Below are 17,686 nucleotides of genomic sequence, written 5' to 3'. Positions count from 1 at the left end.
TTTTATTTTAATTTCTTCGTCCGCGGCCCATGCCTCCCGAAGGACCCATCGGCCTGTCGCGTTGCCTGTCACGATTCTTACCACCGCCAAATTCACCAAATTTGTAGGTGAGCGAAAACATTACATACATCTTAAGCACTGTATTTTCCTGGTCTACAATAGATGTAGCATCTATCGTTCTGGATGTACCGAGATTTTGATTAAGCACGTCGTATACTTTAACTTTAAACAAAAGTTCATCTTTTAAAAAGTTGTAGCCAATGCTTGTGTTCCACAAGTAAAAATCTTTTTTAAAGTTTCCTGTTATGTTAGAATTGTAGGTATAGCCAAAATCGTTACCAAAAACAACATGTTTTGGCCAGTAACTGGTCGTTTGCAGGCTTAATCTGTGTACATAATTAGACCTTGAGCTTACTGTGTAGTTGTTATAGTTGTATTGGTTATAGGTAAAGTTGTAATTAGGGTTTATAGTTAATAGTTCACCATACTCATAGGTAAAGGATAAAGACGGATTTAGGCGTACAGATTTACTGTCGTATAACTGCGTATTTAAAAAGCCTTTATCTATAGAATAACCAGCACTCAGACCCAGCACTACCCTGTACAGGTTCGCGTCTCTTTTTATGTCCTTGTTCCAATACGTATAGAAATTACTGCTCATAGCACCTGATACATTACGATATGAAATAGTGTTTTCACCGCTGCTGTTTGTAGATGTATAGGAAACAATCCTGTCCTGAAAAAAAGTTGTGTTTGCAATGATGCTGAGACCGCTGCGGGAAGCCGTGTTATAATTTCTATAACTTGCCCGCACAGTATGGGTACCTGTCGTTTTAAGATCAGGGTTACCTATAAATGTATTTAGAGGATTAGACCTGTCAGGAATGGTTATTACCTGATTTGCCTGCGGATATCCCGCGGCATAGTTATATCCCGCCGATATCGATTTGCCTTTATCAACCCTGTAATAAAGACCTGCATTTGCAGCGGGGACGATATATTTTCTATCAAAAATGTAGTTCCTGTCAACAAAGAAGGCATTGTTATTAAATGAAGTAATATCTGTACCGAAGCTTGCATTAAAGTTGATTTTGCTTTTGTTCGTCCTTATGCCAACCCTCGGTGAAACCGTACCTGTATTAGATGTATAATAGTTAGAAAGAGAATCATTGTATGCCGTGTACCCGCCTGATACCGCATCAAAATCGTAAGTATCCCTGTTCTGTACCGATTTGTTTTTGGTGTAACTTGCTGACAGGTCTAAGGCCAGCGAATCTGTAACAGGTTCAGAATATTCAAAACCCAACGAATAGCTGTCGGCAGAATCATTATTGTATATTATCTGGTCGCGGTCTTCTGTTTCAACTACTGTGTCTGCACCGGGATATTTGTATTTTTTTGTGTTTGATCTGTTCAGGTTGCTTTCGTCGTCTGTACCATTAGAGTTGCTCAATGTTACGCTTATGCCCCGTCCTTTTTTTGAATTTAATGCTTTATAGTAATTCAGCTCGTTGCTAAATGTTTTACTGTCAGATTCAGATTCAGATGATGCGGTGCTTTCGTTCATAAGGCGGTCATCTATGAGTCTTTCAGAATAGCTGTTAGATGACGTAGAAGTCTTAGAATTAGCTACCGAAAATTTTGGAGTTACACGAAGTGTGGCAGTAGAATCTATTTTTAGTTTAAAGTCGGTATTAAAATCATGCGATATCCTGTCGGCTTCAGAGCGTGAAGTTGAGTTTGTCCTGTAGCTCTTGTCTATATTAGTTCCGGGATTATCAGGGTCGTCGCCCTCCGGCAGGAAATTGGTTGAATTTGTCCTGTTGTTGTTCTCTGTATTGCTGTTCTTAAGCGAGTAACTTGCAGATGCGTCAAACCCTTTAAACCATTCATCGGCATAATTCAGCCCTGCCAGGTCAGATTTTGTAATCCCCCGGCCACCTCCCGAAAAAGCGCTTAGCGTACTGTTTCTGCCGCTGCCCATGCTGTCAAACAACTCATTCATTGAAAAGCCTGACGAGTTGATATTGTTAGACGAAGCCAGTACGCTTATCTTCATTTTGTTTTTAAAATAATTTACAAATGCACTGCTTTCATACCGCTTGTCACTTCCGTAACCGCCCATAAGTTTACCAAAGTAACCCTTATTGCGGTCTTTTTTTATAGTAAGGTTAATACTGGAATTATCGCCGCTTGCTTTTTGTCCGGCAAGTTCTTCTTTTCTTGTTTTGGTATCGCTTACCTGAACCTTGTCTATAATTTCTGCCGGAAGGTTTTTTATGGCAATTTGACCGTTGGTGTCAAAAAAAGGTTTGCCGTTAACAAGGATCTGATTAACTTCCTTACCATTTACGGTTATTTTTCCATCGGCGTCTATATTTACTCCGGGAAGCTGTTTAAGAAGCGCCTCAACAGTAGCATCAGGCCTGACTTTAAACGATGAGGCGTTAAATTCAAGAGTGTCTTTTTTAATACGGATTGGCGGAATTTCAGATTCTATAACTACCTCGCCCAATTCTGTAGATTTGTCGTCGAGTTTTATACTGCCAAAATCCTGGTCTTTCGCTAAAAGTGGATATTCTTTTTTATAGTTGCCAAGCCCTAAGTAGGACACTTTAATGAAAACAGGTGCTTCGATTTTCTTTGTTTTAATTTCCCATGTACCGCCTTTTCCTGTAATGGTGTAATCTATGATAGCTGAATCTTTTACTGTAGTAAGATAAACGGTAGCGGCTTCAAGCGGAAATTCCTGGTTATCGGTGACTTTTCCTTTTAAAACTATAGTTTGGCTAAAGCCTGAAAGGTAGCATAAAAAAAACAGAAGGAAGGCGAGTATTCTATGCATTGCGGTAAATTGAGTAAGGTTATTCTTTATAAACAGCTAATTAACCATATTAGTATAGTTTGTGCAAAAATATAAACCTAACAAAATGTTAAAAATGATGAAATCAGCGAGTGTAAAAAAATACCCCCGAAATTTCGGGGGTAGTATACTATTTCTGACGGAAGTAAATGTCAATTGGTACGCCTGAGAAGTTATATATCTCACGCATCTTGTTTTCGAGAAAACGTTTGTAAGGCTCCTTAACATATTGAGGCAGGTTGCAGAAAAATACAAACTGCGGCGTAGGGGTAGGAAGCTGCATACAGAACTTAATTTTTACATACTTACCTTTAAGTGCCGGTGGCGGCATATTTTCAATAATAGGCAGCATCGTCTCGTTAAGCTTAGAGGTAGATATACGTTGTTTCCTGTTCTCAAATATTTCAACAGATGTTTCAAGCGCTTTTAGTAAACGCTGTTTTGTTAGTGCCGAAACGAAAAGAATAGGCACATCGGTAAACGGCTGAAGCTCTTCGCGTATTTTGCGCTCATAATCACGTGTAGACATGGTATCTTTTTCTACAAGGTCCCATTTGTTTACAAGGATTACAACACCTTTACGGTTCTTTTCAGCAAGCCAGAAGATACTCTGGTCCTGGCCTTCAAAACCACGGGTAGCATCAATCACAAGGATACAGATATCACTGTGCTCAATCGCTCTTACAGAACGCATTACTGAGTAAAACTCAAGGTCTTCCTTGACCTTTGCCTTACGGCGGATACCTGCAGTATCTACAAGGTTAAATTCAAAACCAAATCGGTTATATTTTGTGTCGATGGCATCACGTGTTGTACCTGCAATATCGGTAACAATATAACGGTCTTCGCCGATAAGCGCATTGATAAATGAAGATTTACCTGCATTAGGACGGCCTACAACGGCAAAACGAGGCAGCTGAACTTCGTTTTCATCAGGTGCAACAGCTTCCGGAAGAAGTTTAACAAGAGCGTCAAGAAGCTCACCTGTACCAGATCCGCTCATACCTGCAAGGGTATAATATTCTCCAAGTCCAAGATTGTAAAACTCTACTGCGTCTTTTTCACGCATTGAGTTATCAACTTTATTTACAGCAAGAAGAACAGGTTTAGTAACTTTTCTAAGTAGTTTAGCCACTTCATCATCCATGGGGGTAATGCCTTCCTCAACGTCTACCATGAAGATAATAACGTCAGACTCATCTATGGCAAGCTCTACCTGGCGGCGTATTTCGGCTTCAAAAACGTCTTCAGATCCTTTTATATAACCACCTGTATCTATAACAGAGAATTCTTTTCCATTCCATTCGCTCTTACCATAGTTCCTGTCGCGCGTTACACCGCTAACAGAATCTACTATAGCTTCCCTTCGCTGTATCAGTCGGTTAAAAAAAGTAGACTTACCTACATTTGGCCTTCCTACAATAGCTACTATATTATTCATTCCTATTTTTTAATTTTTTGCAAAAGTACGTATAAAGTTGCAGAGTTGCTAAGTCGCTGAGTAACTAAGTTTCTTAGGCACGACAATAACCCGAAACATGTAAACTTAAACTTTAAACAAAAGTTTATTTTTGGTCGTATCCAAACCTGCGTAGCTGGTAGGCATTGCTTCTCCAGTTTTTGTTTACCTTAACAAACATCTGGATGTGTATTTTTTTACCAAAGAATTTTTCAAGATCCATCCTGGCTTCCATGCCTACTTGTTTAAGTGCGGCACCTTTATGGCCAATGATGATTCCCTTTTGTGTTTCGCGCTCTACCATGATTACAGCACTAATGCGGATTATATTGTCGTCTTCAAGAAACTCTTCAGTCTCAATCTCTACTGCATACGGTATTTCTTTGTCATAGTGTAAAAGGATTTTTTCACGTATGGTTTCGTTTACAAAGAAACGTTCCGGTTTATCGGTAAGGGCGTCTTTAGGATAGTATGCAGGAGATTCCGGCAATAGTTCCAGAATACGTGCAAATACCTCTTTTACGTTAAAGTTTTCAAGGGCAGATATAGGATACAGCTCGGCATTTGGTACTTTTTCTTTCCAAAGCTGTACCTGCTCCTCAAGCTGCTCCTGAGACGATTTGTCTATTTTGTTAAGTAACAGCAATACCGGAATTTTGGCATTTACTATCTTGTTGAAAAAAGCTTCATCCTTAAGTTCTTTCTCTCCGGTCTCCACCATATAGATAAGAACATCGGCATCTTCAAAAGCCGATTTCACGAAGTCCATCATGCTCGACTGAAGTTCGTATGCCGGTTTAATAATACCCGGTGTATCAGAAAGTACTACCTGAAAGTCTTCACCATTCACTATGCCTAATATACGGTGGCGTGTGGTTTGGGCCTTAGAAGTAATGATCGACAGGCGCTCGCCTACAAATGCATTCATAAGGGTAGATTTACCCACATTTGGGTTACCTATAATATTTACAAAGCCTGCTTTGTGTGACATAAAAAAAATAATTAAGCTGCAAAGGTAGGCATATCAGCGCAATACTAGAAATAAAGCGGTAAATAAAAGATTTTTGATTGTTTTCCTTGCAGTTGTCAGTATTCGTTGTATATTTGCACTCGAAACAGCGCGGGATAGAGCAGTAGGCAGCTCGTCGGGCTCATAACCCGAAGGTCACAGGTTCGAGTCCTGTTCCCGCTACTAAGAAAAGCTTCAGAGAAATCTGGGGCTTTTTTTTTGTTTATAGCGTTCAGGAAATGTAAAAAGGGCAGAAAACTTGTTTTTCTGCCCTTTTTACGCTTTTATAATTATTCACTATGCCCGGAATAATTTAATTCGACATCATTACCGGACGTTCTTCGTATTTTAATTTGGCGATTGACTCGCCGCTACGATTTATTAACAGTTTTTCACCATCAATTTCCACTACGAAATTTCCATTATAACCGGGGCCAACGCTGTTATATTTATTTTCAATAATAATATTACCTTTTCTGTCTATTAATCCCCATAAGTCTGTGGTGTAATGCGCACCCGAAGAAGTAGATCTTTTGCCATAAGCTGCAAAATCATCATAAAACGGCATCATAATCCCTGTAAATTTAAAATCGATAACTGTTTTGCCGCTTTGGTCAATGAAGCCCCATTTTCCCTCCTTTAATACAGGTGCAAGCCCTTCTGAAAAATCGTTTGCTTCATCGTAGATTAAAGGAATTTTTATTTCCCCATTAGCATTGGCAAAACCATATCTGTTATCCTTTTCCAATAGTATCAATCCTTCACTAAGCCTGCCAATGTTTTTATATTCGGCAGGAAATAGGATTTTACCATATTTGTCAGCTACTCCCTCTTTACCGTCTTTAGTCAGGTATACCAATCCATCTTTCCATGGAAAAACAAAATCATATTCGGGATTTATAAGCACATTGCCTTTTAAATCCATAAGGCCCATTTTTGCCTTTTCATCTTTCTTAAAGGCAAATGAAAAGCCATTAAACAATTCATTAATGTAGCTGTATTCAAAAGGAATAATTGTTTTTCCTTTCGTATCAATCAGTCCTGTTTTTCCGTTTTTTTTAGCTTCAGCATATCCGTGGTTAAATTCTGTAATAGACTCAAATTTATTTGGGATGATTACCTCACCTTTTTTGTTAATAGCGCCTTCTAATCCATCTTTTTTAAATATCGCCAAACCATTATTAAAGTTCTCATATTGCAAGCTTTCATATTGTGGTGTTACTATATATTGTCCTTTTTTATTAATGAGACCGTATTTTTCATTAAGCAAAACAATCGCAACGCCATTTTTCATCTCTGAAGCCCAGTTGTATTGATAAGGGATAATAATCTTTCCTTTAGTATTTATAAAACCATAAATCCCATTTTTTTGAACCTTGAACATATTGTCTGAAAATTCGCCAACATATTCAAAAACATCATTCGAGATTGGTTTCCCTGCTGCATTAAAAATAATTAATTTTTCTTCTTCGCCGGAAAGATAGTATTCAAAATCTTTGTTTTGGGCTGTTATTGAGTTGGTGAGAAATAGTATTGCCGGAAGAACTATTTGGTAAATCGCTTTTTTCATTGTTCAGTGTACGGGTCGGAATTTAAGTTATTTCGGACAAATGTAACAATAATTAGGATTGACAGGATGCATCTCTCCAGCGAATATCGCGGGAAAGAGCAGGCGATGAGATATAAAAACATATAAAAGACGTATTCGTTGCCTCAGGCGCAGGTTTGGTGCATCGCCGCGATAAACTACTATATAATAGCTAACCGAAAATTACAATTTAATAATATAGTGTATATGTCAATAAAAGTTGTATCTTTGCACCGAACATCGCGGGATAGAGCAGTAGGCAGCTCGTCGGGCTCATAACCCGAAGGTCACAGGTTCGAGTCCTGTTCCCGCTACTAAGGAAAGCTTCAGAGAAATCTGGAGCTTTTTTGTTATATTTACTTTTGTACAGTTTGAAAAAATTAAGCTATGAATTTAATTGAAAAAGAACAGCTTGTTAAACTTAAAAAGATTGATGGTAAGGGTTTTTTTAAGAGAAACCCATTTCAACTATTTGGTTCGGAAGAACATCAATATCAATTAAATTATCCTTTATCCGAAAAAGAAATTTTAAACTTTGAAAAAACAAACCAAATTCAGCTTCCTATAGAGTATAGGAACTTTATAAAAGATATAGGAAATGGAGGAGCAGGTCCTGTTTATGGAATATTCAGATTACAAGATTGGGATTTAGAACTTGATATAGAAAACAAGAATTTTCTAAATGAAAAATTTCCTCATACAGAAAAATGGAATCTAATTTTTCCTGAGAATCAAAATGATGAATATGATTCTGAAAGTGATGCGTTTGTCGCCTGGGAATCAGAGTGTTTTAGCGAAAGACATATTTATGGTAGTATTAGAATTTGTCATTTTGGTTGTGCAATTTATTATGTTTTAGTTGTTTCAGGCGTAGAAAAAGGGAATATTTGGGTTGATGCGAGAGCGACTGACGAAGGCATATATCCAGTTACAAGCGAAACTAAATCAAGGTATAATTTTGCTGAGTGGTATAATGAGTGGATTGCCGACAGCTTGAAAAAGCTTGGAAAATAAAGGAAATTATAAAGTAACGAAAGTACTTTATAAGTGGTATACTTGGCTTTTTACTAGCCAAAACTGAATCTCAAAATGTTAGCCTTTTCTATTTCCGAATGTTTACTAAAAGCTATCTCAAGTTTATATTTTAGCTATAACAGCTTAATTATCTGATATTTTGCAATTAGAGTTTGCCGCTTAAATCTAAATCACTACTTTTGCCGCCGCTAACAAAGGCACATTTTACCGAAGGCATCTATGAATATGAAGAAAATTGTTGAGTACAGGAAGTTACTTGACGTTACAAAAGCAGCAACACTAAAAGAGCTTAAAACAATTTACAGGAACAGTATGAAAGACTGCCATCCTGATACATGTACTACTGATGAGGAGCGTCTTGCTGCCGAAGTTAAGAGTAAAGAAATTATTGAAGCATACCACTTTTTAGTGAGTGTAGCTCCGGAAACTGCTGAAAAAAATGCGGTTGAGTATGCTAAAACAACTTCTGCATCTGGTATCCTTGATTTTTATATGGAAAACCAGGCTTTGTATATCAACTTTGTTGATGGAAGCTGCTATGAGTACTTTGGTGTGCCAAAACAGGTTTATATCAAAATGGTTAATGCTGATTCTCAGGCACGTTTTGCACGCCGCCACATTTACGGTACGTATCTTTACAGAAGCGCAAGTAAAATTGTAGCTAACGCTGAGTAATTTAAAATATACTGGCTTTCGCCTAACTAAAAACTCCCGCTTAAAGGCGGGAGTTTTTTTATTGTTTTGCGTAGGTATAAGTTTTAGAGCTTGCAGGATAGTGCAGTATCAGCTTGTCGTCTTTTATTATCAAATAAATGTTGGCCGATGTTCCGTCGTCAAACTTTGCGCTTATTACCTGATAATCTTTTTCGTCAGAGATTGTAAAAGGCCCGGCTTTTACTACATCATATATAACCGACATAAAATTATTACCTTCAATTTCAACATAAGCGATCTGAAGATTTTCAGCGTAGCCCTCCATGTCAAGAAGCAGCTGTTTGTTGAGTTCGCCCAGGCTTTTGCCAGATTCTGTTACCGTGGCTTTGCGGCTGGCAACATCAAGGCTTGCATTTAATGTAGCATAGGTTACGAGTTTCCACTTTCCCTGTAAATCTTTAAGCGTTGCATTTTGAGACCATAGCGGAGCAAAGAAAATAAGGGTTATTATGGTAAGAAATAGCTTTTTCATATTTGGGTATCAAACGTATTTTACAAAAATAGAAAAAGCCTTTTACTATGAAAAGGCTTTAGGTATAGTTTTTAAAACTTGAATTATGCTTTAACAAAAACAAGTTCCAAAGTCTGGCCCTGTCCTGATTTAGAAATATGCAGTTTTTTTTCTTTTATCCAAACTGTTGTGTCAGATGTTGAAGCATCGCTCCATGTTGCGGACATTATCTGGTTTGTTCCTTCCTCTTTTAAAGTGTAAGTGCCGGTTTTTTCTTTCCCTGCCATATTTTGTTTTACAGTATTGCCTGTAAAGCTCGCCGAAGAATTTTTTAGCTGTTCGGCTGCTTGCTTCATGCCGGCGTCAAGCTGCGCCGCTACATCCGGTGTTAATTGGGCTTTTTGCTCTTCTGGGATAACAACCGCACCCGTAACAAGGTCTATAGTAATTCCGCTCATGTTTACAGAGGTAAGTTTCCAGTTTCCCTGAAGATCTTTGTCTGAAATTTTTTGTGCAGACGCCGCTGTAAATGCACAAAGCGCTACGAATAGATAGATTAGTTTTTTCATAATTTAGTTTATAGGCTGGTAAATGTATTTTATTTTTTTTTACGATGGCAGAAGTTTAACAGTTATTAATAGTCGTTACTATATAGCTTTTGGTTCAAAGTGTTATCTAGTAGTTGGTTAAGTGTGCAGGTTGTCGATAAATTCACGAAAAGGCGAATGCAATAAAACTGTTAAGAAATTATTAACGTAATTTGATATAGAGACAAGCATTATAGTAACATTTTACATAAAACCTTATAACCTTATGCGTTACACATCTATTTATTCAAAATTTAGATATATTTGGATATATGAAAACAAACGGCGATATAATACTTATTGAAGACGATGCAGACGACAGGGAAATCCTGATTGAAGCATTTGATCAGGTTATGACCGAAAATAACTATGATAACCGTTTGGTTGTTATAGAAGACAGTTCTGTTGTAATAAACTACCTGAAGAGCACGAAGACAGAGCCATTTTTGCTTTTGTCTGACATTAACATGCCAAAAATAGACGGGTTTACTTTAAAAGACCAGATTAGTAATGATCCTGAGTTAAGCATTTTGAGTGCGCCCTACCTATTTCTTACCACATCAGATACCGTAGACTACATTACGAGAGCCTACCAGGCGTCAGTCCAGGGATATTTTGCAAAACCGGTAACCTTTTCGGGTTATAAAAAACTAATAAGCGATATCTTATCGTATTGGAAACTTAACAGGATATAGCACCTTACTCATGCTATAATCTCATATACAACATACACTGCATCCCGACTACTTACTGTTGCCGGGATTTTTTTGTTTTTGACCCTTACTGTTTTTTTTAATTGGATGAAATAACTATCTTCATCCTGAAAAATTGTAAGTATGATAAAGCAATACCTTTTTTTATTTCTAATGCTGTTTTGCTGTTCTGTAATGTTCGCACAGGCGGGTCCGGGGTCTAATCCAATTGACGATGCACTTAGGGAATGCAGGGCAGACAAGGAGAATCAAAATCCGGAAGGTAGTATTCAGTGCGAATATGCCGCAAGGATAGCGTGGGAGAAAGAAGTTGAAAAGCATTATAAAAAACTGCTTGAAATTTTAACTGCCGACGAAAAAAAGGGATTACGCATATCGCAAAAAGACTGGCTTAATTACAGGGATAACGAAATGCTTTTTGCAAGCACTTTTTATAAAAACATGAAGAGCGATTCGTGGCTTGTAATTCAGGCGGTGAGGCTTACATCTATACAACGTACCAGGGCTTTGGAGCTTCAGGAATACTACGATATGAAAATGCTCGATCAGGATTAAAAATTTTTACGGCAGGCTGTAACGAAGTATATAAGGGTTCGTCTAATTACTTAACGCCCTTTGTGGCAGTATAAAATTTTTAAACCAACACTAAACCAATTTTTAAGATGCAGGCACACGAAATTGATTACCAGATTCACGGTGAAGAAATGCAGTATGTAGAGATAGAGCTTGATCCGCAGGAAGCAGTTGTTGCAGAGGCAGGAAGCTTTATGATGATGGATAATGGTATCCAGATGGATACTATTTTTGGCGATGGCTCAAACCAGAATGAAGGAATAATGGGTAAGCTTTTCTCGGCGGGTAAGCGTATGCTTACCGGAGAAAATCTTTTTATGACGGTGTTTTTAAACCAGGATAAATTTAAGCGCAGGGTAAGTTTTGCGTCGCCATATCCGGGTAAAATAGTGCCTATAGACCTTGGCCGCTTTGGCGGAAAATTCATCTGCCAGAAAGATTCTTTTCTTTGCGCAGCAAAAGGTGTAACCGTAGGCATAGAGTTCTCAAGGAAATTAGGCCGCGGACTCTTTGGCGGCGAAGGGTTCATCATGCAGAAGCTGGAAGGAGATGGCCTGGCATTTGTACATGCAGGCGGAACATTGGCCCGTAAAGAACTTATGGAGGGCGATGTACTTAAAGTTGATACAGGATGTATCGTGGGCTTTTCGCAAACCGTAGATTATGATGTAGAATTCATTGGCGGTATCAAGAATACTATTTTTGGTGGCGAGGGACTATTCTATGCAACACTTCGCGGGCCAGGAACAGTATATGTACAATCGCTGCCTTTCAGTAGGCTGGCCGGCAGGATATATGCTGCAGCGCCACAAGGCGGAGGTCAGCAAAGGGGAGAAGGAAGCATTTTAGGCGGACTTGGCAACCTGCTTGATGGCGATAACAGATTTTAATATTTTTTCAGATATACTGGAAAGGGCTTCGTGCCCTTTTTTGTTTTGTATATTTGGGTTGAAACTAACAGGTAGGGTAAACTCCGCTTGTATTGTTTCATACTCGGCATAACAATTGCTATTAGTTTTCGTTTTTAAACAGTAAAGAATAATATAGATGAAAATAAGAATATTGCTTTCGGCATCATTGTTCCTGATGCTTTTTTCGGTAAAGGGGCTGGCACAGGATAAAAACTGTGATGTTAAACAACTGCAGGCTGAAACCTATGATTTTGCACTTAAAAACCTCGATTCGATAAAGAAATACGTAAAAAGCAGCGAGATTACCGTGGCATTTGAAATGACAGAAACCGGGGTAGTAAAAAATATTGACTACTATCTTGCCTATGGTGCTAAAGAACAGAAAAAGGTAAAGGTGTGGAAAGGCCTTGAGGCTTTTGTGAAAGAAACATTTTCACGCTGCCCGGAATCTCATTTTTATAATGGACGTGAACAGGTGGTAAAGGCAGATTTTGCGATACCATTAGTTAAAGAAGATATTGCTAAGGCTAAAAAAAACCTTGAAGGATCAGATGGATATACCGCGCCTGGCACCGGACTTACAGATGTGCCTAAAAACAGTAAATATACCATCGAGGTTAAAAGCCTTACTGTAGGTAAAAAAACAAATGAGGCGCTTGTAAAAGACGGCACGCTTGACTATGACAGGTCTAAAATGATACGCCTCTCTGAAATATTTCATATAGCATTTGATGTTGTAAAACCGGATGGCAGCAAAACAACCTATGTAAAGTATAAACTGTATGAGCGCGTAGACAATAAAGGCAGGATAATTACATCTGAGCAATGGAGGCCTGTAGTCAATGGAAAGGTAAACCTTTCGGTTAAAGGTATCCGCGATACGCATCCCGGAGTACAGCATATTAAGGTAGGTGAGGAATTTGATTTTGATATCCTAGTCACTTTTAAAAAGTAATATAAAATATAAGTATAACAAAAAATCCCGATTACGCAGCAATCGGGATTTTTTTATATCTGCCTGCATGGGTTTAAAATACAATCGGTATCTTTGAGCTTTGGCTTTAGGGGTATTCTGAAAAGAATTGAGAGAGTCCCTTTGAACCTGATCCGGTTTACACCGGCGTAGGGAAAAGCGCAGGAAAACTATATATTTTCCTCAACTCCTTTTGGGAGGCTCTATTGCCATATTTTATTAAATTATAAAACAAAATATGAAAGAGTTTCTTTGGAATTCCGTCCTTTCCGTACGGAAAAATGCACCCCTTGTACATAATATTACCAACTATGTGGTTATGAATACCACAGCTAATGCGCTGCTTGCTGTTGGCGCTTCGCCCATTATGGCGCACGCCCATCCCGAAGTGGAGGATATGGTTAGCATCTGTGGCGCTTTAGTTATAAACATTGGTACGCTCGATGAATATTGGGTAGCCAGTATGCTCAAAGCTGCTGCCAAAGCCCATCAGCTTGGTAAACCCTGGGTTCTCGACCCGGTGGGTGCAGGAGCAACAGCCTACCGCAATGAAACTGTTGCTCAGCTATTAGCATACAAGCCTATTGTAATAAAGGGTAATGCATCTGAAATTATGGCGTTGGCCAAAGTTAGCCAGTCAGTAACAAAAGGCGTTGACAGTGTACATCAAAGTACAGAGGCAATAGATGCAGCCCGAATGCTTAACGAAACGATAGGAAGCGTTGTTTGTGTATCTGGCGCCACAGATGTTATTGTTTCAGGCGATAAAACAATCATGATACACAACGGGCATGCCATGATGCAGCAGGTTACAGGATTGGGATGCACGGCATCTGCACTCTCAGGAGCATTTGCGGCAATTGGAGAAGACAGGCTTCAAAGCACTGCTGCTGCTATGGCAATGCTAGGCATAGCTGGAGAAATGGCACAACGAAAATCAACAGGGCCGGGAAGCCTTCAGCTACATATTCTTGATATGCTGTATTCTCTTACCGAAGAAGAATTTAACGATACCCTTAAAATAGAATATCATGGCTAAGCCGTTCTTAAGCAGGCTTTACCTGGTTGTAAGTGAAGAGGCATGTGTAGGCAGGGATATTCTCTGGGTTATAAAACAGGCTATTAAAGGCGGTGTAGATATGGTACAGCTCAGGGAGAAATATTTAAATACCCATCAATTTACTGAAGTTGCTCTAAGACTTAAAGAAATGCTTGATGGTTATTCCGTACCACTTATCATTAACGATAATGTTGAGGTTGCCATACAATCAGGAGCATACGGAATTCATGTAGGTAACACTGATATGGCTCCGTTTAAGGTAAATAAATTATGGCCGCAATGCAATATGCTGGGCTATTCTGTTGAATATATTGAACAGCTTAATAACGAACAGGTTCAGTATGCCGATTATCTTGGGATAAGCCCTGTTTTTAGCACCCCTACAAAAACAGATACGGTAACCGAATGGGGGCTTGACGGCATCCGCCAAATACGAAACCTTACTGATAAATCTCTCGTGGCTATAGGTAATATGAACAGCAATAATGCTTTTGATATTATCAGTGCAGGTGCCGACTGTCTTGCTGTTGTATCGGCTATTTGTACTGCTAATAATCCTGCAAAAGCTGCCGAGGCGATAAGAAATCAAATTGAAAAAGCCTTATGAAAAAGATGTATACCTACCCATCGTTACTAACCGTTGCAGGTACCGATCCAACAGGCGGAGCGGGCATACAAGCCGACCTTAAAACCTTTGCGGCACTTGGTTGTTATGGCATGAGCGTTGTAACCGCACTGGTGGCACAAAATACCTGCGGCGTGCGCGAAATACACAGCATTCCTCCAGATTTTGTGAGGGCACAATTATTGGCTGTACTGGAAGATATAAGGCCTGATGCTATTAAAATTGGAATGGTACACAGTGTAGAGCTTGTCAACGTAATTGCAGATGTACTGAAAGAATATCAGGATATACCCGTGATTTTTGATCCCGTAATGATTTCCACCAGCGGGCACAGGCTTATTGAAAAGGATACTATCGAGGCCATTAAAACAAAGTTGTTTCCATTGGCAGCACTGATTACCCCAAACATGGATGAAGCATCGCTTTTAGCAGGGATGCAGGTAAAAACCCTTCAAGATATGCAAACTGCCACAGTGGCAATTATGGATATGAAACCCGGAGCCTTGCTTTTAAAAGGAGGCCACCTTCAATCTGATATCATTACATCTATTCTGGTTAACCAAGTGGGTTTTATAAAAACTTTTGAATCACAAAAAATAATAACCAATAACATGCATGGTTCTGGCTGTACATTATCTTCTGCCATAGCTTCATTTATGGCAAGGGGATACTCGCTGGAAGATGCTGTTGCCAATGCACAGGAGTATGTACACAACGCAATCCTATACGCTGCCGATGCAGTATGCGGAAAAGGCAACGGCCCGCTAAACCACTCGTATAACCCACAAAAAATGATTAAGAATGAAATGGTCTGAAAAAGCATGGGCAGCAGCCCTGCCCATATATAATGAAATTACTACAATGCCTTTTATTAAAGAGTTGGCGAATGGCACTCTGGATGTAGAAAAATTTAAATATTACCTTCAGCAGGATGCACACTACCTTGAATATTTTGCGAGAGCGCTGGCTATAATAGCTGCCAAAACTCGTGACGTGGACACCATGCTTGATTTTATACGGTTTTCTGAAGGGGCAATTGTAGTGGAGAGGCTTTGCATGACTCCTATTTTAAAGAGTATAATATTGACGTGAGAGCCGAAATGTCTCCTGCTTGCCATCATTATGTGCATTATCTTCAGAGTACAGTTTACACGGCAGATAATGCAGTAGGAATAGCGGCTGTATTGCCCTGTTTTTGGATTTACAAGAAAGTAGGCGATTATATTTTAAGCATACAAGACAAAAACGATAACAAATACCAAAACTGGATTGATACGTATGCAGGAGACGAGTTTGGGCTTTTGGTAGACCGTGCCATTGCAATTTGCGATGAAGCGGCTGAAAGCAGCACTAAAGGCCAGCAGGAATTAATGACCGAAGCTTTTATTGCTGCGAGCCGCCTGGAATATCTTTTTTGGGATAGCGCTTACAGGCTGGAGCAATGGAAGCAGTAAGGTTTTTGGTTTGAGTGTAAGGTGTTTGCTGTCAGATGTTTTGGTAAAATATTTTTCTTCTTTTTATAGTTTGGCACAGATTGTGCATTAATAATAATACCATAAAATAATAAGAAGAATTGAGTTAGTTAGTTAATAATAAAAAGGGCAGTAAAGCCCTTTTTGTTTTTCTATTCACTTGTAAATGTTGACATCGGCAGCCATGCACTATTAAAAACATCGGCCGTTGCTGTATTGCGCCATGCGTAGCGCACTTTTACGGGGTTCCTAACTTCTTTTGATGTTACTACAATGCTTTCCTTTTCTATTTTGGCTGAAGCCTGATAAAATCTGCCATCTCTACCCGCAACTTCAAATTGTGCAGAGGTCTTTCCTTTAAATCGAAGTCCTGCCGCATTGCTAAAATAAATCGTTAGCTTATTACCCTTTGTCGATACAGACTTATATAAAGGTCCGTTTACAATACCTTTATTTAGCGTATAAACATCACTTAAAACGAGATTTGCCAAACGTTCGCCTACAGGCCGCTTGTTGCGTGGGTGAATATCTTCTGTTGTACTTATATCGTTTATGGAAATCATTCCGGTTTTAGGTAACTGTGTGGTGACTTTGCGTTGGGCATCTCTTATTACAGCAGCGTGATAATCGCCACCATCATATTTATAGGGTGCTATTTGTACTAAGTAGAATGGAAAGTCATCTTTCCATTCGGTACGCCACGCCTTAATAAGGCCCCCAAGTGTTTTATCGTACACATCAGAACCTACATTAGCTTCGCCCTGATACCATAATACTCCGGCAATCTTGTAACCCACAAAAGGATATATCATCGCATTATAGGTTCGCCCTGCTTCTACAGGGCTCCATGGCACCGGATCAACCTTGGCTGCTGCCTCTGCAATTACAGGATCTTTTTTTACGTACAGTTCAGGAATCCATACTTCGGCAGGTGAGCCGCCCCAGCTTGAATTTATTATACCAATCGGTATATTTTTTAATTCCTTTTGAAGGCGTTCTGCAAAGAAATAACCAATAGCGCTAAAATATTTCATTGTTTGTGGAGTGCATGCACTCCAATTGCCAGGTACATTCATCTGGGGATAATGAGACGAAAGTTTAGGTGCAGTAAAAAACCTGATGTTAGGATAGTTTGCCTTTGCTATTTCTTCTTCGGCGTTGTCTATGCCCTGGCTCGCTGTCCACTCCATATTAGACTGGCCCGAGCAAAACCATACTTCGCCCGACATTACATTTTTTATAGTCAGTTCGTTATACCCTTTAAAGTTTATGATGAATGGCCCTCCTGCATCGGGCGTCTTTATAAGCACTTCCCAGTAGGCATCTACAGTGGGCTTGGCTTTATACTCCTGCGTTGTCCACGACGGTTTTATGGTAATATCTTCAAAGGGGCTGGCCCAACCCCAAATTTTTACTTCGCTGTTTCGCTGCAATACCATATTATCTGATATAAAATTTGGAAGCGATACGTTGGCAAAAGCCAAATTGCTAATTAAAAGCAATATGAATATTGAACAGATCTTTTTCATTTATAATGATGTAAGCGGTAAATATATAATCTTTTAGTCAAATTGACTGTTAGTGTATTTTTTGTTTTTTTAGAAGCAATGGAAAGCAGGCGAAAAATAATAATTTGGGTTTTTAGATTCTAAT

The 17,686-nt window shown here is 39.1% G+C and carries 18 protein-coding genes, 2 tRNA genes and 1 riboswitch; of the genes, 13 read left to right on the top strand and 7 right to left on the bottom strand.

What is annotated here, in order from left to right:
• Positions 1-7: 7 nt before the first annotated feature.
• The 3 genes from R1T16_RS10205 to era form a co-directional block, all read right to left on the bottom strand.
• The gene (locus R1T16_RS10205; RefSeq protein ID WP_317501001.1) at positions 8-2,845 is read right to left on the bottom strand and encodes an outer membrane beta-barrel protein; all 2,838 of its coding nucleotides are present in this window, start codon (positions 2,843-2,845) and stop codon (positions 8-10) included.
• A gap of 148 nt (positions 2,846-2,993) precedes the next feature.
• Entirely contained in the window at positions 2,994-4,304 is a 1,311-nt protein-coding gene (gene der, locus R1T16_RS10200; RefSeq protein WP_317501000.1) for a ribosome biogenesis GTPase Der, read from the bottom strand.
• A gap of 124 nt (positions 4,305-4,428) precedes the next feature.
• The gene (gene era, locus R1T16_RS10195; RefSeq protein ID WP_317500999.1) at positions 4,429-5,313 is read right to left on the bottom strand and encodes a GTPase Era; all 885 of its coding nucleotides are present in this window, start codon (positions 5,311-5,313) and stop codon (positions 4,429-4,431) included.
• 128 nt (positions 5,314-5,441) lie between these two features.
• On the opposite strand from era, the gene R1T16_RS10190 reads away from it, so the two are divergent.
• Positions 5,442-5,514 (top strand) — tRNA-Met (locus tag R1T16_RS10190).
• 130 nt (positions 5,515-5,644) lie between these two features.
• Here the strand turns inward: R1T16_RS10190 and R1T16_RS10185 are convergent.
• On the bottom strand, positions 5,645-6,901 hold the full coding sequence (locus R1T16_RS10185) for a WG repeat-containing protein (protein ID WP_317500998.1): 1,257 nt from the start codon (positions 6,899-6,901) through the stop codon (positions 5,645-5,647).
• Between the two features lie 259 nt (positions 6,902-7,160).
• On the opposite strand from R1T16_RS10185, the gene R1T16_RS10180 reads away from it, so the two are divergent.
• The 3 genes from R1T16_RS10180 to R1T16_RS10170 all read left to right on the top strand — a co-directional run bounded on the left by R1T16_RS10180 (position 7,161) and on the right by R1T16_RS10170 (position 8,629).
• A tRNA-Met gene (locus R1T16_RS10180) sits at positions 7,161-7,233 on the top strand.
• Positions 7,234-7,306: 73 nt separating this feature from the next.
• Complete coding sequence (locus R1T16_RS10175) at positions 7,307-7,933, top strand: SMI1/KNR4 family protein (protein ID WP_317500997.1); 627 nt, start codon at positions 7,307-7,309, stop codon at positions 7,931-7,933.
• 246 nt (positions 7,934-8,179) lie between these two features.
• Positions 8,180-8,629, top strand: a complete 450-nt coding sequence (locus tag R1T16_RS10170) for a KTSC domain-containing protein (protein ID WP_317501166.1) — start codon at positions 8,180-8,182, stop codon at positions 8,627-8,629.
• Positions 8,630-8,687: 58 nt separating this feature from the next.
• Here R1T16_RS10170 and R1T16_RS10165 read toward each other — a convergent pair whose 3' ends face one another.
• A complete protein-coding gene (locus R1T16_RS10165; protein ID WP_317500996.1) occupies positions 8,688-9,140 on the bottom strand; it encodes a hypothetical protein in 453 nt (150 codons plus the stop codon).
• Positions 9,141-9,223: 83 nt separating this feature from the next.
• Positions 9,224-9,688: a hypothetical protein gene (locus tag R1T16_RS10160; RefSeq protein ID WP_317500995.1), complete on the bottom strand. Its 465-nt coding sequence runs from the start codon at positions 9,686-9,688 to the stop codon at positions 9,224-9,226.
• Positions 9,689-9,978: 290 nt separating this feature from the next.
• Between R1T16_RS10160 and R1T16_RS10155 the strand changes: the two genes are divergently transcribed.
• The 9 genes from R1T16_RS10155 (at position 9,979) to R1T16_RS10115 (ending at position 16,015) form a co-directional block, all read left to right on the top strand.
• Positions 9,979-10,401, top strand: coding sequence for a response regulator (locus tag R1T16_RS10155; RefSeq protein ID WP_317500994.1), 423 nt, complete (start codon positions 9,979-9,981; stop codon positions 10,399-10,401).
• A gap of 141 nt (positions 10,402-10,542) precedes the next feature.
• Positions 10,543-10,974, top strand: a complete 432-nt coding sequence (locus R1T16_RS10150) for a lysozyme inhibitor LprI family protein (protein ID WP_317500993.1) — start codon at positions 10,543-10,545, stop codon at positions 10,972-10,974.
• Positions 10,975-11,081: 107 nt separating this feature from the next.
• Positions 11,082-11,882, top strand: a complete 801-nt coding sequence (locus R1T16_RS10145; RefSeq protein ID WP_317500992.1) for a TIGR00266 family protein — start codon at positions 11,082-11,084, stop codon at positions 11,880-11,882.
• A 157-nt stretch (positions 11,883-12,039) separates the two neighbouring features.
• A complete protein-coding gene (locus tag R1T16_RS10140; RefSeq protein WP_317500991.1) occupies positions 12,040-12,858 on the top strand; it encodes a hypothetical protein in 819 nt (272 codons plus the stop codon).
• Positions 12,859-12,956: 98 nt separating this feature from the next.
• Positions 12,957-13,049, top strand: a riboswitch (TPP riboswitch).
• 65 nt (positions 13,050-13,114) lie between these two features.
• Entirely contained in the window at positions 13,115-13,915 is an 801-nt protein-coding gene (gene thiM / locus R1T16_RS10135; protein ID WP_317500990.1) for a hydroxyethylthiazole kinase, read from the top strand.
• Entirely contained in the window at positions 13,908-14,543 is a 636-nt protein-coding gene (gene thiE, locus R1T16_RS10130) for a thiamine phosphate synthase (RefSeq protein ID WP_317500989.1), read from the top strand. The genes thiM and thiE overlap by 8 nt, the downstream gene beginning before the upstream one ends.
• Positions 14,540-15,376 carry a bifunctional hydroxymethylpyrimidine kinase/phosphomethylpyrimidine kinase gene (gene thiD / locus R1T16_RS10125; RefSeq protein WP_317500988.1) on the top strand — a complete coding sequence of 279 codons (837 nt, stop codon included), beginning with the start codon at positions 14,540-14,542 and terminating at the stop codon, positions 15,374-15,376. The genes thiE and thiD overlap by 4 nt, the downstream gene beginning before the upstream one ends.
• Positions 15,363-15,653 (top strand): hypothetical protein, encoded by a 291-nt coding sequence (locus R1T16_RS10120; RefSeq protein ID WP_317500987.1) that lies wholly within the window; start codon positions 15,363-15,365, stop codon positions 15,651-15,653. Before thiD ends, R1T16_RS10120 begins: the two co-directional genes overlap by 14 nt.
• Positions 15,650-16,015, top strand: coding sequence for a hypothetical protein (locus R1T16_RS10115; protein WP_317500986.1), 366 nt, complete (start codon positions 15,650-15,652; stop codon positions 16,013-16,015). The genes R1T16_RS10120 and R1T16_RS10115 overlap by 4 nt, the downstream gene beginning before the upstream one ends.
• 170 nt (positions 16,016-16,185) lie before the next feature.
• On the opposite strand, the gene R1T16_RS10110 is transcribed toward R1T16_RS10115, so the two are convergent.
• A complete protein-coding gene (locus tag R1T16_RS10110; protein ID WP_317500985.1) occupies positions 16,186-17,562 on the bottom strand; it encodes a sialate O-acetylesterase in 1,377 nt (458 codons plus the stop codon).
• Positions 17,563-17,686 lie beyond the last annotated feature (124 nt).

Source organism: Flavobacterium sp. DG1-102-2, from assembly GCF_033042555.1.
Classification (GTDB): domain Bacteria; phylum Bacteroidota; class Bacteroidia; order Flavobacteriales; family Flavobacteriaceae; genus Flavobacterium.
This window is presented reverse-complemented; position numbering and strand designations above follow the sequence as displayed.

Excerpts from the sequence above, each read along its gene's own strand:
- R1T16_RS10205 (WP_317501001.1), bottom strand. The coding sequence starts at position 2,845 with ATGCATAGAATACTCGCCTTCCTTCTGTTTTTTTTATGCTACCTTTCA.
- der (WP_317501000.1), bottom strand. The coding sequence starts at position 4,304 with ATGAATAATATAGTAGCTATTGTAGGAAGGCCAAATGTAGGTAAGTCT.
- era (WP_317500999.1), bottom strand. The coding sequence starts at position 5,313 with ATGTCACACAAAGCAGGCTTTGTAAATATTATAGGTAACCCAAATGTG.
- R1T16_RS10185 (WP_317500998.1), bottom strand. The coding sequence starts at position 6,901 with ATGAAAAAAGCGATTTACCAAATAGTTCTTCCGGCAATACTATTTCTC.
- R1T16_RS10175 (WP_317500997.1), top strand. The coding sequence starts at position 7,307 with ATGAATTTAATTGAAAAAGAACAGCTTGTTAAACTTAAAAAGATTGAT.
- R1T16_RS10170 (WP_317501166.1), top strand. The coding sequence starts at position 8,180 with ATGAAGAAAATTGTTGAGTACAGGAAGTTACTTGACGTTACAAAAGCA.
- R1T16_RS10165 (WP_317500996.1), bottom strand. The coding sequence starts at position 9,140 with ATGAAAAAGCTATTTCTTACCATAATAACCCTTATTTTCTTTGCTCCG.
- R1T16_RS10160 (WP_317500995.1), bottom strand. The coding sequence starts at position 9,688 with ATGAAAAAACTAATCTATCTATTCGTAGCGCTTTGTGCATTTACAGCG.
- R1T16_RS10155 (WP_317500994.1), top strand. The coding sequence starts at position 9,979 with ATGAAAACAAACGGCGATATAATACTTATTGAAGACGATGCAGACGAC.
- R1T16_RS10150 (WP_317500993.1), top strand. The coding sequence starts at position 10,543 with ATGATAAAGCAATACCTTTTTTTATTTCTAATGCTGTTTTGCTGTTCT.
- R1T16_RS10145 (WP_317500992.1), top strand. The coding sequence starts at position 11,082 with ATGCAGGCACACGAAATTGATTACCAGATTCACGGTGAAGAAATGCAG.
- R1T16_RS10140 (WP_317500991.1), top strand. The coding sequence starts at position 12,040 with ATGAAAATAAGAATATTGCTTTCGGCATCATTGTTCCTGATGCTTTTT.
- thiM (WP_317500990.1), top strand. The coding sequence starts at position 13,115 with ATGAAAGAGTTTCTTTGGAATTCCGTCCTTTCCGTACGGAAAAATGCA.
- thiE (WP_317500989.1), top strand. The coding sequence starts at position 13,908 with ATGGCTAAGCCGTTCTTAAGCAGGCTTTACCTGGTTGTAAGTGAAGAG.
- thiD (WP_317500988.1), top strand. The coding sequence starts at position 14,540 with ATGAAAAAGATGTATACCTACCCATCGTTACTAACCGTTGCAGGTACC.
- R1T16_RS10120 (WP_317500987.1), top strand. The coding sequence starts at position 15,363 with ATGAAATGGTCTGAAAAAGCATGGGCAGCAGCCCTGCCCATATATAAT.
- R1T16_RS10110 (WP_317500985.1), bottom strand. The coding sequence starts at position 17,562 with ATGAAAAAGATCTGTTCAATATTCATATTGCTTTTAATTAGCAATTTG.